11 protein-coding genes are annotated in these 13,454 nt (G+C 60.4%); 7 read left to right on the forward strand and 4 right to left on the reverse strand.

Features of this window, described 5'->3' with window-relative positions:
* Positions 1-45: 45 nt before the first annotated feature.
* The 7 genes from AB3G35_RS21020 (at position 46) to AB3G35_RS21050 (ending at position 9,108) form a co-directional block, all read left to right on the forward strand.
* Positions 46-1,554, forward strand: coding sequence for a sigma-54-dependent transcriptional regulator (locus AB3G35_RS21020; protein ID WP_083369863.1), 1,509 nt, complete (start codon positions 46-48; stop codon positions 1,552-1,554).
* Positions 1,555-2,012: 458 nt separating this feature from the next.
* The gene (gcvH, locus tag AB3G35_RS21025; protein ID WP_086798446.1) at positions 2,013-2,396 is read left to right on the forward strand and encodes a glycine cleavage system protein GcvH; all 384 of its coding nucleotides are present in this window, start codon (positions 2,013-2,015) and stop codon (positions 2,394-2,396) included.
* Positions 2,397-2,406: 10 nt separating this feature from the next.
* Complete coding sequence (gene gcvP, locus AB3G35_RS21030; RefSeq protein ID WP_369782055.1) at positions 2,407-5,265, forward strand: aminomethyl-transferring glycine dehydrogenase; 2,859 nt, start codon at positions 2,407-2,409, stop codon at positions 5,263-5,265.
* Between the two features lie 152 nt (positions 5,266-5,417).
* A complete protein-coding gene (locus AB3G35_RS21035) occupies positions 5,418-6,794 on the forward strand; it encodes an L-serine ammonia-lyase (RefSeq protein WP_106117192.1) in 1,377 nt (458 codons plus the stop codon).
* A gap of 17 nt (positions 6,795-6,811) precedes the next feature.
* Complete coding sequence (gcvT, locus tag AB3G35_RS21040) at positions 6,812-7,936, forward strand: glycine cleavage system aminomethyltransferase GcvT (protein WP_095040041.1); 1,125 nt, start codon at positions 6,812-6,814, stop codon at positions 7,934-7,936.
* Between the two features lie 376 nt (positions 7,937-8,312).
* Positions 8,313-8,525: a cold-shock protein gene (locus AB3G35_RS21045; protein WP_016782052.1), complete on the forward strand. Its 213-nt coding sequence runs from the start codon at positions 8,313-8,315 to the stop codon at positions 8,523-8,525.
* A gap of 94 nt (positions 8,526-8,619) precedes the next feature.
* The gene (locus AB3G35_RS21050) at positions 8,620-9,108 is read left to right on the forward strand and encodes an RDD family protein (protein WP_016782051.1); all 489 of its coding nucleotides are present in this window, start codon (positions 8,620-8,622) and stop codon (positions 9,106-9,108) included.
* A 139-nt stretch (positions 9,109-9,247) separates the two neighbouring features.
* Here AB3G35_RS21050 and AB3G35_RS21055 read toward each other — a convergent pair whose 3' ends face one another.
* The 4 genes from AB3G35_RS21055 to rpoE form a co-directional block, all read right to left on the reverse strand.
* Positions 9,248-10,669, reverse strand: a complete 1,422-nt coding sequence (locus tag AB3G35_RS21055; protein WP_083369602.1) for a DegQ family serine endoprotease — start codon at positions 10,667-10,669, stop codon at positions 9,248-9,250.
* Between the two features lie 179 nt (positions 10,670-10,848).
* Positions 10,849-11,811: a MucB/RseB C-terminal domain-containing protein gene (locus AB3G35_RS21060; protein WP_095040042.1), complete on the reverse strand. Its 963-nt coding sequence runs from the start codon at positions 11,809-11,811 to the stop codon at positions 10,849-10,851.
* A gap of 8 nt (positions 11,812-11,819) precedes the next feature.
* On the reverse strand, positions 11,820-12,410 hold the full coding sequence (locus tag AB3G35_RS21065) for a sigma-E factor negative regulatory protein (RefSeq protein WP_083369603.1): 591 nt from the start codon (positions 12,408-12,410) through the stop codon (positions 11,820-11,822).
* Between the two features lie 31 nt (positions 12,411-12,441).
* Entirely contained in the window at positions 12,442-13,023 is a 582-nt protein-coding gene (gene rpoE / locus AB3G35_RS21070; protein WP_016782046.1) for an RNA polymerase sigma factor RpoE, read from the reverse strand.
* Between the last annotated feature and the right edge of the window lie 431 nt (positions 13,024-13,454).

The following is a 13,454-nucleotide window of genomic DNA, read 5'->3' on the forward strand; positions in this document are numbered from 1 at the left end:
AGGCATACTGGCCATCCCTGCTGGCCATAAATGTTTGCCGTTCCCATGCGTATCCATGTCAGTTTTATCGACCGTGTTGGCATCACCCAGGAAGTCCTGGCGTTGCTGGGCGGACGTAACCTCAATCTGGATGCGGTGGAGATGGTCCCGCCCAACGTCTATATCGACGCACCCACCCTCAGCCCGCAAGTACTCGACGAGCTGCGCGAGGCGCTCTTCGGCGTCCACGGCGTGCAAGCGGTAACGGTGGTCGACATCCTCCCCGGCCAGCGCCGCCACCTGCAGCTGGACGCCCTGCTCGCCGCCATGACCGACCCGGTACTGGCGCTCGACAGCGAGGGCCATGTGCTGCTGGCCAACCCGGCGCTGGTGGCGCTGTACGGCCACGAGCCGACCGGCGAAAGTATCGGCCAGTTGTTCAGCGACCCCGGCCTGCTCGACGTGCTGCTGGAAAACGGCTTTCGCCTGCCTCTGCGCGAAGTGACCCTTAACGGCCACCCGCTGATGCTCGATGCCACGCCGATCACCGATGCCGGCGCCCTGCTCACCCTGTACCAGCCAAGCCGCATCGGCGAGCGCCTGGCAGCGCTGCACCACGATCACGCAGAAGGCTTTGACGCCCTGCTGGGTGACTCCCCTGCCATTCGCACCCTAAAAGCCCGTGCGCAGCGCGTGGCGGCGCTTGATGCGCCCTTGCTGATCCAGGGCGAGACCGGCACCGGCAAAGAGCTGGTGGCCCGCGCCTGCCATGCCATCAGCGACCGCTTTGGCGCCCCCTTCCTGGCCCTCAACTGCGCGGCACTCCCGGAAAACCTGGCCGAAAGCGAACTGTTCGGCTATGCCCCCGGCGCCTTTACCGGCGCGCAACGCGGCGGCAAGCCGGGGTTGATGGAACTGGCCAACAACGGCACGGTATTTCTCGACGAAATCGCCGAAATGTCGCCTTATTTGCAGGCCAAGCTGCTGCGTTTTCTCAACGACGGCAGCTTTCGCCGGGTGGGCGGCGAGCGTGAGGTCAAGGTCAATGTGCGCATCCTCAGCGCCACGCACCGCAACCTCGAAAAAATGGTCAACGAAGGCACCTTTCGCGAAGACCTGTTCTACCGTCTCAACGTGCTCAATATCGAAGTGCCGCCCTTGCGCGAGCGCGGCCAGGATATTTTGCTGCTGGCCCGCGCCTTTATGCAGCAGGCCTGCACTCAGATCCAGCGCCCGGCTTGCCGCCTGGCCCCAGGCACTTACCCGGCGCTGCTGGGCAACCGCTGGCCCGGCAACGTGCGCCAGTTGCAGAACGTGATCTTTCGTGCCGCCGCCATCTGCGAGGGTTCGCTGGTGGATATTGGCGACCTGGATATCGCCGGCACCTCGGTGGCCCGGCAAAACGACGGCGAGGTCGAGACCCTGGAACACGCCGTCGAAACCTTCGAAAAGGCCCTGCTGGAGAAGCTCTACGTCAGCTACCCCTCCACCCGCCAGTTGGCCAGCCGCCTGCAGACCAGTCATACCGCCATCGCCCATCGCCTGCGCAAATACGGTATTCCGGGCAAAGCCTGACGGATACAAAACCTTGTAGCCGCTGCCGAAGGCTGCGTTCGAGCGCGAAGCGGTCGTAAAACCGGGATCTGCGGTGCATATGAAACACCGCGATTGCTGATTTTACGACTGCTGCGCAGCCGAACGCAGCCTTCGGCAGCTGCTACGGAGTTTGTGCTCCCGTTCATTGGCAGCCGCAAACCTTGTATCGAATTCACTCCACCGGAACGAATTCGATACACACCCTCTCCAGCCATGCTGCGCAAGGCTTTGATCCTCTTGGATTTTTTCTTGCCGCAAAGACTGTAGCGATTTCGCTACACAGCCCTTTGCCCGAGCGTTCCGAACACAACTTAAACCATTGATAAATAACGATATTTATAAACTGGCAACCATCTTGCTATGAACTCTGGCATAAGCTCGATCTGCACGAGCATTTACCTGTGACCACCAGACATGTCTGGCCCTGAGGAGTTTCCATGAGCGAATTGCGTTTTACTGAAGACCACGAATGGCTGCGCACCGAAGCCGACGGCAGCGTAACTGTGGGGATTACCGCGTTTGCGCAAAACGCTCTGGGTGATGTGGTGTTTGTGCAACTGCCCGAGCTACAGGCCTACGACAAGGGCGCAGAAGCCGCCACTGTCGAATCGGTCAAGGCTGCCAGCGGCGTCTACATGCCCCTGGACGGTGAAGTGCTCGAAGTGAACCCGGCGCTCGACAGCAGCCCGGAGCTGGTCAACGAAGACCCGCTGGGTGAAGGCTGGTTCTTCCGCTTCAAGCCCGCCGATGCCAACGCTGTAGGCCAATTGCTCGATCAGGACGCCTACGACCGCCTGATCAAAGCCCAAGACGACAACTGAGAAGCCCGCCATGACCATCAATCTCAGCACTGCCAATGAATTTATCGCGCGCCACATCGGCCCGCGCCAGGCCGATGAGCAGGCGATGCTCGCCACTCTGGGCTTTGATTCCCTGGAAGGCCTCAGCGCCAGCGTGATCCCGGACAGCATCAAGGGCACCAGCGTGCTCAACCTGCCGGCCGGGCAAAGCGAAGCCGACGCCCTGGCTTCGATCAAAGCAATCGCAGCCAAAAACCAGCTGTGCAAAACCTATATCGGCCAGGGCTACTACAACTGCCACACGCCTTCGCCGATCCTGCGCAACCTCCTGGAAAACCCTGCCTGGTACACCGCCTACACGCCCTACCAGCCGGAAATTTCCCAGGGCCGTCTCGAAGCGCTGCTCAACTTCCAGACCCTGATCAGCGACCTCAGCGGCCTGCCGATCGCCAACGCCTCGCTGCTCGACGAAGCCACCGCCGCTGCCGAAGCCATGACCTTCTGCAAACGCCTGAGCAAGAACAAAACCAGCCACCGCTTTTTCGCCTCCAGCCACTGTCACCCGCAAACCCTGGACGTGCTGCGCACCCGTGCCGAGCCACTGGGCATTGAAGTAGTGGTTGCCGACGAGCGCGAAGTGAGCGACGTATCGGTCTTCTTCGGCGCCCTGCTGCAATACCCCGCAAGCAACGGTGACGTGTTCGACTATCGCGAACTGGTTGAGCGCTTCCATGCCGCCAACGCCCTGGTGGCTGTTGCCGCCGACCTGCTGGCCCTGACCCTGCTGACCCCGCCGGGCGAGTTCGGCGCAGACGTGGCCATCGGCAGCGCCCAGCGTTTTGGCGTGCCACTGGGCTTCGGTGGCCCGCACGCGGCCTACTTCGCCACCCGCGATGCGTTCAAGCGCGACATGCCGGGCCGCTTGGTCGGTGTGTCGGTTGACCGTCACGGCAAGCCGGCACTGCGCCTGGCCATGCAAACCCGCGAGCAACACATCCGCCGCGAGAAGGCCACGAGCAACATCTGTACCGCACAAGTGCTGCTGGCCAACATCGCCAGCATGTACGCCGTGTACCACGGCCCCAAAGGCCTGAGCCAAATCGCCCGACGCATTCACCAGTTGACCGCGATCCTGGCCCAGGGCCTGAGCGATCTGGGGCTGAAGGTCGAGCAAGAGCAGTTCTTCGACACCCTGACCCTCAACACCGGTGACAACACCGCCGCCCTGCACGCCAAGGCGCACGCTCAGCGGATCAACCTGCGGGTCGTCGACAACCAGCGCCTGGGCCTGTCGCTGGATGAAACCAGCAGCCAGTCCGACGTCACTGCGCTGTGGGCGTTGCTCGCCGCCGATGGTCAGACCCTGCCGGACTTCGACGCACTGGCCGCCAGCGTAACGGGCACCCTGCCCGCCGCCCTGCTGCGCCAGTCGCCGATCCTCAGCCACCCGGTGTTCAACCGCTATCACTCCGAAACCGAGCTGATGCGCTACCTGCGCAAGCTGGCCGACAAGGACCTGGCGCTGGACCGCACCATGATCCCGCTGGGCTCGTGCACCATGAAGCTCAACGCTGCCAGCGAAATGATCCCGGTCACCTGGGCCGAATTCGGCAACCTGCACCCGTTCGCGCCTGCCGAGCAGAGCCAGGGCTACCAGCAACTGACCACCGAGCTGGAAGCCATGCTGTGTGCGGCCACCGGTTACGACGCCATTTCCCTGCAACCGAACGCCGGTTCCCAGGGCGAGTACGCCGGCTTGCTGGCCATTCGTGCCTATCACCATAGCCGTGGCGACGAGCGTCGCGATATCTGCCTGATCCCGTCCTCGGCCCACGGCACCAACCCGGCCACCGCCAACATGGCCGGCATGCGCGTGGTGGTCACTGCCTGTGACGCTCGCGGCAACGTCGATATTGAAGACCTGCGCGCCAAGGCCATCGAGCACCGCGACCACCTTGCCGCATTGATGATCACTTACCCGTCGACCCACGGCGTGTTCGAAGAAGGCATCCGCGAAATCTGCGGCATCATTCATGACAACGGCGGCCAGGTGTACATCGACGGCGCCAACATGAACGCCATGGTGGGCCTGTGCGCACCGGGCAAGTTCGGCGGCGACGTGTCCCACCTCAACCTGCACAAGACCTTCTGCATCCCCCACGGCGGTGGCGGCCCGGGCGTCGGCCCGATTGGCGTCAAGTCGCACCTCACGCCGTTCCTGCCGGGTCACGCGGCAATGGAGCGCAAGGAAGGCGCGGTCTGCGCAGCGCCTTTCGGCAGCGCCAGCATCCTGCCGATCACCTGGATGTACATCCGCATGATGGGCGGCGAAGGCCTCAAGCGCGCATCGCAGCTGGCCATCCTCAACGCCAACTACATCGCCCGCCGTCTTGAAGAGCATTACCCGGTGCTGTACTCGGGCAGCAATGGCCTGGTGGCCCACGAATGCATCCTCGACCTGCGCCCGCTCAAGGAAACCAGCGGCATCAGCGTCGATGACGTGGCCAAGCGCCTGATCGACTTTGGCTTCCACGCCCCGACCATGTCGTTCCCGGTGGCAGGCACGCTGATGATCGAGCCGACCGAAAGCGAGTCCAAGGAGGAACTGGACCGCTTCTGTGACGCCATGATCTACATCCGCGAAGAGATCCGCGAAGTTGAGAGCGGCGGCCTGGACAAGGAAGACAACCCGCTGAAAAACGCCCCGCACACCGCTGCCGAGATGGTGGGCGAATGGACCCACCCGTACAGCCGCGAGCAGGCGGTGTACCCGGTAGCGTCCTTGATCGAAGGCAAGTACTGGCCACCGGTCGGTCGCGTCGACAACGTATTTGGCGACCGCAACCTGGTGTGCGCGTGCCCGTCGATCGAAAGCTATCAGGAGGCGTAAGCAGCCGGGTCATGGAGATCTGATGTGGGAGCGGGCTTGCTCGCGATACAGGCAATGCGGTTTTGCAGCCACAGCGCAGTGATGCTATCGCAGGCAAGCCAGCTCCCACAGAGATCGAAGTTGCATTACACAATAAGAAACCGGAGAACCCCATGTCTTTAAGCGTGTTCGACCTGTTCAAGATTGGCATCGGCCCCTCCAGTTCCCACACCGTCGGCCCCATGCGTGCTGCTGCGCGTTTTGCCGAAGGTCTGCGCCGTGATGAGCTGCTGCAAGCCACAGCCTGCGTAAAAGTTGAACTCTATGGCTCCCTCGGCGCCACCGGCAAAGGCCACGGCAGCGACAAGGCCGTTTTGCTGGGGCTTGAAGGCGAGCACCCGGACACCGTCAACACCGAAACCGTGGCCGAGCGACTGGCCGCGATTCGCAGCAGCGGGCGCCTGAATCTGCTGGGCGAACACCCCATCGATTTCATCGAAAAATCGCACCTGGCGATGATTCGCAAACCCCTGCCCTACCACCCCAACGGCATGATTTTCCGGGCTCTGGATGCCGCCGGCATTCAGATCCGCAGCCGCGAGTACTATTCGATCGGCGGCGGCTTTGTGGTGGATGAAGGCGCGGCAGGCGCAGACCGCATCGTCGAAGACAGCACCGTGCTGAAGTACCCGTTCAAAACCGCCAAGGACCTGTTGCGCCAATGCGTCACCCATCACCTGTCGATCAGCGAAGTGATGATGGCCAACGAAAGCGCCTGGCGCCCCGAAGCCCAAACCCGCAGCGGCCTGCTGAACATCTGGCAGGTGATGCAGGACTGCGTGAGTGCGGGCTGTCGCAATGAAGGCATTTTGCCCGGCGGCCTGAAGGTCAAGCGTCGCGCCCCGGCGCTGCACCGCCAGCTCTGTTCCAACCCCGAAGCAGCGTTGCGCGATGCGCTGTCGGTACTGGACTGGGTCAATCTGTATGCGCTGGCGGTGAATGAAGAAAACGCCAACGGCGGACGCGTGGTTACCGCGCCCACCAATGGTGCGGCCGGGATCATTCCTGCCGTGCTGCATTACTACATGCGCTTTATCGGCGGCGCCAATGAGGACGGCGTGGTGCGGTTTCTGCTCACCGCCGCCGCCATCGGCATTCTGTACAAGGAAAACGCCTCGATCTCCGGCGCCGAAGTCGGCTGCCAGGGTGAGGTCGGCGTGGCCTGTTCGATGGCCGCCGGCGCGTTGTGCGAGGTGCTGGGCGGCAGCGTTCAACAGGTCGAAAACGCCGCCGAGATCGGCATGGAACACAACCTCGGCCTGACCTGCGACCCGATTGGCGGGCTTGTGCAAGTGCCCTGCATCGAGCGCAACGCAATGGGCTCGGTCAAGGCCATCAACGCCGTGCGCATGGCCCTGCGTGGCGACGGCCAGCACTTTGTCTCACTGGACAAGGTGATCCGCACCATGCGCCAGACCGGCGCCGACATGAAAAGCAAATACAAGGAGACCGCCCGCGGCGGTCTTGCTGTCAACATTATTGAGTGCTGATTTTCAAGGAGTCTCGAATGTCCACCGAACAACTGCTTAAAACCCCGCTGCACGCACTGCACCTTGAACTGGGCGCGCGCATGGTGCCGTTTGCCGGCTATGACATGCCCGTGCAGTACCCGCTGGGGGTGATGAAAGAGCACCAGCACACCCGTGAACAAGCCGGCCTGTTCGATGTATCGCACATGGGCCAGATCCGCCTGACCGGCGCCGACGCGGCCAAGGCCCTGGAAGCGCTGGTGCCGGTGGATATCATCGACCTGCCGGTGGGCATGCAGCGCTATGCCATGTTCACCAATGAACAGGGCGGCATCCTCGATGACCTGATGGTCGCCAATCTGGGCAATGACGAGCTGTTCCTGGTGGTCAACGCCGCCTGCAAGGACCAGGACCTGGCCCACCTGCGCAAACACTTGGGTGCCCACTGCCAGATCCAGCCGCTGTTTGAACAACGCGCCCTGCTCGCCCTGCAAGGCCCGGCAGCGGTCAACGTGCTGCAACGCCTGGCACCGCAAGTGGCCAACATGACCTTTATGCAGTTTGCCCCGGTGACCCTGCTGGGCGCGGACTGCTATGTCAGCCGCTCGGGCTACACCGGTGAAGACGGCTTTGAGATTTCAGTACCCGCCGAGCGCGCCGAAGAACTGGCCCGCCGCCTGCTGGCCGAGCCCGAAGTGCAGGCCATCGGCCTCGGCGCACGGGACTCGCTGCGTCTGGAAGCCGGTCTGTGCCTCTACGGCCACGACATGAACGACACCACCACGCCAATCGAAGCCAGCCTGCTCTGGGCCATCTCCAAGGCCCGTCGTGCTGACGGCCCGCGGGCGGGTGGTTTTCCGGGTGCCGAAAACATCTTTGCCCAACAGCAAAACGGCGTGGCGCGCAAACGCGTGGGCCTGTTGCCCCAGGAGCGCACCCCGGTGCGTGAAGGCGCAGAGATTGTCGATGCCGAAGGCACAGTGATCGGCACAGTGTGCAGCGGCGGCTTTGGTCCGACCCTGGGCGCGCCTTTGGCGATGGGTTATCTGGATCTGGCATTCACCCCTGTGGACACTGAAGTGTGGGCAATCGTGCGGGGCAAGCGCGTACCAATGAAAGTGTCGAAGATGCCATTTGTCGCACAACGTTATTACAGAGGCTAACTTCAACTGTGCAGTTGCATGTTCACGGTGCAGGCGGCCATGCAACTGCCACATAACAGGGCAAACTTTCGATAGTGAAAACTGTCTTTAATACGCGAAAATAATTGAACACTTCTATAACGCCAGGTTCTTTGCCACTGCCTTAAGCGCATTAAAAAATCGCCTGCGCACGTCGTATTTAAGGGGCTTGTTTTTTTAATTGCAGTTTCGTAGAGTTTGCCCACTGTGTTTGCATGGGTCGCTGGAATCGTGACCTGGGCAGTAGCTCTAAGTTTGCTACACCCGTTCTGCGTCTCTTACTTTCCTGCAACCCAGCACCAGTACTCTTTCCTGTGAGAGAGACTGTCATTAATTGTTAGCGTCAAGGAATTAAGAAATGTCACAACGTCAGAGCGGTACGGTCAAGTGGTTCAACGACGAGAAGGGGTTTGGTTTCATCACCCCTGAAAGCGGTCCGGACCTGTTTGTGCACTTCCGTGCCATCCAGGGCAACGGCTTCAAAAGCCTGAAGGAAGGCCAGAAAGTGACCTTCATCTCGGTTCAGGGCCAAAAAGGCCTGCAGGCTGACGAAGTTCAAGCAGAAGCTTAAATCTCGTACACAAAAAGCCTCTGATGGTGACATCAGAGGCTTTTTTATGTGCTTTATTCCGTAAGATGGCGGTTTTCCTTGACGAGACCCTGCCATGTCGAAACAACCGCTTAGCCCGCAAGGCGACTTTCCCGCCGTTGGCCTGGGGCGCCGCCTGGCAGCCATGTTTTATGACTTTCTGCTGTGTACCGCCCTGCTGATCGTCACCACCTTTATCTACAAGCTGATCATGATGAGCTTTATTGGTGAGGCCAAAATGCGCGAGCTGTCAGAAGCAGGCGCACTGGATGGTGACCCGCTGTTGTCGACCATCCTGTTTTTTGTGCTGTTCGGCTTCTTTGCCAAATTCTGGACCCATTCCGGGCAAACCCTGGGCATGCAGGTGTGGGGGGTTCGCGTGCAGAACGCCGACGGTACGGCCATCAGCCTGTGGCAGGCCCTGCTACGGTTTATCGTGTCCATCGGCTCGTGGTTGTGCCTGGGGCTGGGCTTTATCTGGTCGATCTTCGACAAGCAAAACCGCACCTGGCATGACATGTATTCCAACACGCAGTTGGTGCGCATCCCCAAACAGAAGAAATAAAAAAAACCCGTATCTCGCGATACGGGTTTTTTATTGCCCTTGTGGGAGCGGGCTTGCCCGCGATGGCATCGGCGCGGTTCAACTGAAAAACCGCGCTGCCTACATCGCGAGCGAACCCCCTCCCACCCGGGTGTGCTGCTTACTCCGCCAGCTTAAAGGTAATGAAGCTGGCACGCCCCTGGCGCAGAACCCGCATCGACACCGAACGGTTCTTCGGCAATGCCTTGGCGATTTCAGTGAACTCCTTGCCATTGCTGATGGCCTGGTTGTTCAGGTGAGTAATCACGTCACCAGGCTGCAGGCCGATCAGGGCCGCAGGGCCGTCCTGTACATCAGTGATGATCACGCCACCCTTGATGTCGTTGGCTTTCTTCTGCTCTTCGCTCAGGTCTGCCACAGACACGCCCAGGCGGTTGCTGCTTTGCTCAGCGCCGTTACCCGAAGCAATGTCTTTCGCGTCATCAGGGATGGCGCCAACGGTCAGGTCGAGGTTTTTGCGCTTGCCGTCACGAATCACTTCAAGGGTCGCCTTGCTGCCAGCCTTGAGTGCGCCCACCAGATGGGGCAAATCCGCCGACATGACGATCGGCTGACCATTCATGCTCAGGATCACATCGCCCACTTGCAGGCCGCCTTTGGCCGCCGGGCCGTTATCCAGTACCTGGGCCACCAGGGCACCGGCAGGTTTTTCCAGGCCGAAGGATTCGGCCAGGTCCTTGTTGACCTCCTGGATCACCACGCCCAACCAGCCACGGCTAACCTTGCCACCGGCCTTGAGCTGGTTGGCCACGTCCATCGCCACATCGATAGGGATCGCGAAGGAAACGCCCATAAAGCCGCCCGAGCGGGTGTAGATCTGCGAGTTGATCCCCACCACTTCACCCGCCAGGTTGAACAGCGGCCCACCCGAGTTGCCCGGGTTGATCGGCACGTCAGTCTGGATAAACGGCACATAGCTTTCATTGGGCAGGCTGCGGCCCATGGCGCTGATGATGCCCTGGGTCACGGTATGGTCAAAGCCAAATGGCGAACCGATGGCAACTACCCATTGGCCGGCCTTGAGGTCCTGGGACTTGCCCAGCTTCAGTACGGGCAGGTTCTTGCCTTCGATTTTCAGCAAAGCCACGTCGGAGCGCGGGTCGGTGCCCACCAGCTTGGCTTTCATTTCGCTGCGGTCGGACAGGCGCACGATGATTTCATCGGCATCTGCAACCACATGGTTGTTGGTCAGGATGTAACCATCGGGAGAGATGATAAAGCCCGAGCCCAGGGACTGCGCCTCGCGCTGACGGCCACCTTTGCCGGCGGGTGGCATGCTGCGTTCAAAGAACTCGCGCAGCCCCGGCGGCAGGCCTTCGAGGTCGGGCATCTGGCCCATGCTGGAGACCCGTCGTTCTGGCAATTTTTGCGTGGTACTGATGTTCACCACGGCCGGTGAGGCTTGTTCGACCAACTGGGTGAAGTCAGGTAACTGCGCTTCAGCCATGACCGGCACTGCCTGCCCGAGCATCAGCACGGCTGCAAAAATGGGTAGATAAGATTTCAATCGAGGCATCGACATACAGCTCCCGTTAATAACAGCTGAGTTAAGCGACAGGCACCAAAAAACAAGTCCAAAGCATAGACCGTTTTTCAGGCCCCGGAAAACAAACAAGGCCAGGGCCCTTGAGGGCCCTGACCTTTATAAAAAGACAAAAAAATGGCAAATCGAAAATTGTCACCCGCCATGTCGGTGCAACCCTATGGTTTGGCCTGAGCGTCGTCTTTGCCCACACGCATCGAAAGTGCAATGCGTTCTGCAGTCCCCATCGGGATTTCACCCACCACAGTGGCCATCATGTCGCCCTGAGGTGTACTCAAGTGTCGCGTAACGGCGGCGGTTGGCCCCAACTGGACACGCGCATCAGGCACCGCAGCACCCTGCAACGGCTCGATAAACACGGAGAAGCGCGTCAGCCCGTCGTCATACAGCAGGCTGGTGACTTCGGCCTTGGTGCGCGGGTCACGGTGTACCGTGCTGCTGACTTGCTCGAAGCCGGAAGGCAACCAGTCGGAATGCCAGGCCTGGGTCACACTGCCCTGTTCAGCCTCGGCTTCACCCCGGGCAACAGCCCGGCACTGCCCGGCTGGGCTGAGCTGGCTGTCATCAGGTGGCGTGGTGGCCAGGGTGGTGAACTGATAGCGTTCAAGCAACTGCCCCTTGTCATTGAGCAACAAGGACTTGAGAGGCAAACCGGTTTCCCGGTCCAGATACAGCTCAAACCCGTAGCGATGCTGGTCACGCGGGGCCAGCGAGATAACCGCGACCGGGCGCCCGGCAACCCTTGAGTTGCCTTCCATTGCCACGGCATACAGGTCATTGAGCTTCTGCACATCGAACTGCCGCGCCGCGACAGCGGAGACATCGCCCAGGCCCGAGGCCAGCTTGCCAGTGACGCATTCCGTGCGTCCGTCTGCTCGAATCACCTCTTGCGCCGGGCCATCGAGTTGCATCAACCGCTCACGAACCTTGCCGTCCTGCACCCGGTGCCAGATGCTGTGGGTAGAAAAACTACCGTTGCGCTCGTAAACAAAGGTGCCTTGATAGCTGTGCTGTTGCTCGGCCTGCCCAAGACGTTTGAGCCAGTCCTGGGCTTCATCGGCGTGGGCAGGTACAACAAACCAGCCACTGAGCAGAAGAGGTAGCAAGGGTAGGACGCGCATGATGGTCCTTAACGGTTATCCAGGCTCGCAGCACGAGCATAAGGCAGTGGGCTTTCAGCCCCTTTCAATGCGGCTTGCTGTGCATGCTGGCGCAGGTAGCCTGGCAAGCGCTGATCCTGCCAGCCCGGCTGACCTTGCAGGACACCGTTGGCCATAGGGCCAGTGGCCTGGTCGGCGCTTTCGCTGTAGTTGGCCAGTACTGCCGGGCCCTTGGCCATCGGCGCACTCAGGCTTTGTGCCGGGTTTTGCTGGGCCAGCTGATTACCGACGATGTCATCCTGGTTGTACAGGCGTACACCTGCCAGAACAGCAACGGTCACCGAAGCGGCTACGGCCAGACGACCGATGCTGCGCCACGGCCCACGGGCCACCTTGGCCGGGGTTTGCTCTTCGGCCAGCGCGGCCGAAACGGCAGATGCGATGTCCAGGCGCGGAATCAACAGGTCCTTGTGCATCACAGCACGCGCCACCTGATATCGGGACCAGGTGTCACGGGTTTGTGTGTCGTCAAAGGCATTCAATACCCGACGCAGTTCCAGTTCGTCCGCTTCGTTATCCATCACTGCGGACAGCGATTCCTGCAGGGCTTCACGACTCATGGCGGTTCCTCTCTTGGCTGTCGCCGCTGTCTCAGTTTTCCTGCAACAACGGCTGCAGGGCTTTATCTATGGCTTCCCGGGCGCGGAAAATCCGGGAGCGCACGGTACCCACCGGACATTGCATGACGCTCGCGATGTCCTCATAACTCAGACCATCGAATTCGCGTAAAGTTAACGCCGTACGCAAATCTTCTGGCAGTAGCTGAATAGTGCGGTGAACCGTGCCCTCGATCTCGTCGCGGAGCAAAGCGCGCTCCGGCGACTCAAGATCCTTGAGACCATGATCACCATCGTAGAACTCGGCATCTTCCGAGCTCACATCACTGTCAGGCGGACGTCGACCGCGTGACACCAGGTAATTTTTCGCCGTATTGATGGCGATGCGATACAGCCATGTGTAGAAGGCGCTGTCTCCGCGAAAATTACCGAGCGCCCGGTAAGCCTTGATAAAGGCCTCTTGGGCAACGTCCTGGGCTTCATGGGTGTCGTGCACGAATCGCACGATCAACCCGAGAATTTTGTGTTGATATTTCAACACCAGCAGATCGAATGCGCGCTTGTCGCCACGCTGTACGCGCTCGACCAGCTGCTGATCCTCTTCCTGGGCTAGCATGAATACTCCTCATAAGACCGGGAGGAAGATTGCTTTGCTAACTGATCAGGCTTGCAAACATAGACTCGGGCTTTTCGCAAAAGTTCTCTCCCCCCTGGCAAGTTTCCTGCGCGCTCGGATTTGGCACGCACGAAAACGCAGCTCGGGCCTGGCCGGCTGCGTCAATAATCTTGTCGTCAAATTCAGCTGTCGAGTCGAAAAAACAAACCCCGCATCAATCTGGACGCCGTTCCCCTGCATCAAGGGCAGCCCACTATGGAACCCCTGGCTATACGAAAAGTTCAAAACCTTCGTACGAAACTGCCCAAGATACACCACGAAATCGTACCAGAACTCGAGTCATTCCTGAGTCCTGCCATCACTCGCAGATTAATTTGCAAATCGACATGCAGACCCATCGAGTCTGAGGCACACTTTGCGCCCGCTGTAAT

This window comes from Pseudomonas sp. WC2401 (assembly GCF_041200115.1).
Lineage (GTDB): Bacteria > Pseudomonadota > Gammaproteobacteria > Pseudomonadales > Pseudomonadaceae > Aquipseudomonas > Aquipseudomonas fragi.

Coding starts and splice junctions, on each gene's coding strand:
- AB3G35_RS21020 (WP_083369863.1), top strand. CDS start 46: ATGCGTATCCATGTCAGTTTTATCGACCGTGTTGGCATCACCCAGGAA.
- gcvH (WP_086798446.1), top strand. CDS start 2,013: ATGAGCGAATTGCGTTTTACTGAAGACCACGAATGGCTGCGCACCGAA.
- gcvP (WP_369782055.1), top strand. CDS start 2,407: ATGACCATCAATCTCAGCACTGCCAATGAATTTATCGCGCGCCACATC.
- AB3G35_RS21035 (WP_106117192.1), top strand. CDS start 5,418: ATGTCTTTAAGCGTGTTCGACCTGTTCAAGATTGGCATCGGCCCCTCC.
- gcvT (WP_095040041.1), top strand. CDS start 6,812: ATGTCCACCGAACAACTGCTTAAAACCCCGCTGCACGCACTGCACCTT.
- AB3G35_RS21045 (WP_016782052.1), top strand. CDS start 8,313: ATGTCACAACGTCAGAGCGGTACGGTCAAGTGGTTCAACGACGAGAAG.
- AB3G35_RS21050 (WP_016782051.1), top strand. CDS start 8,620: ATGTCGAAACAACCGCTTAGCCCGCAAGGCGACTTTCCCGCCGTTGGC.
- AB3G35_RS21055 (WP_083369602.1), bottom strand. CDS start 10,669: ATGTCGATGCCTCGATTGAAATCTTATCTACCCATTTTTGCAGCCGTG.
- AB3G35_RS21060 (WP_095040042.1), bottom strand. CDS start 11,811: ATGCGCGTCCTACCCTTGCTACCTCTTCTGCTCAGTGGCTGGTTTGTT.
- AB3G35_RS21065 (WP_083369603.1), bottom strand. CDS start 12,410: ATGAGTCGTGAAGCCCTGCAGGAATCGCTGTCCGCAGTGATGGATAAC.
- rpoE (WP_016782046.1), bottom strand. CDS start 13,023: ATGCTAGCCCAGGAAGAGGATCAGCAGCTGGTCGAGCGCGTACAGCGT.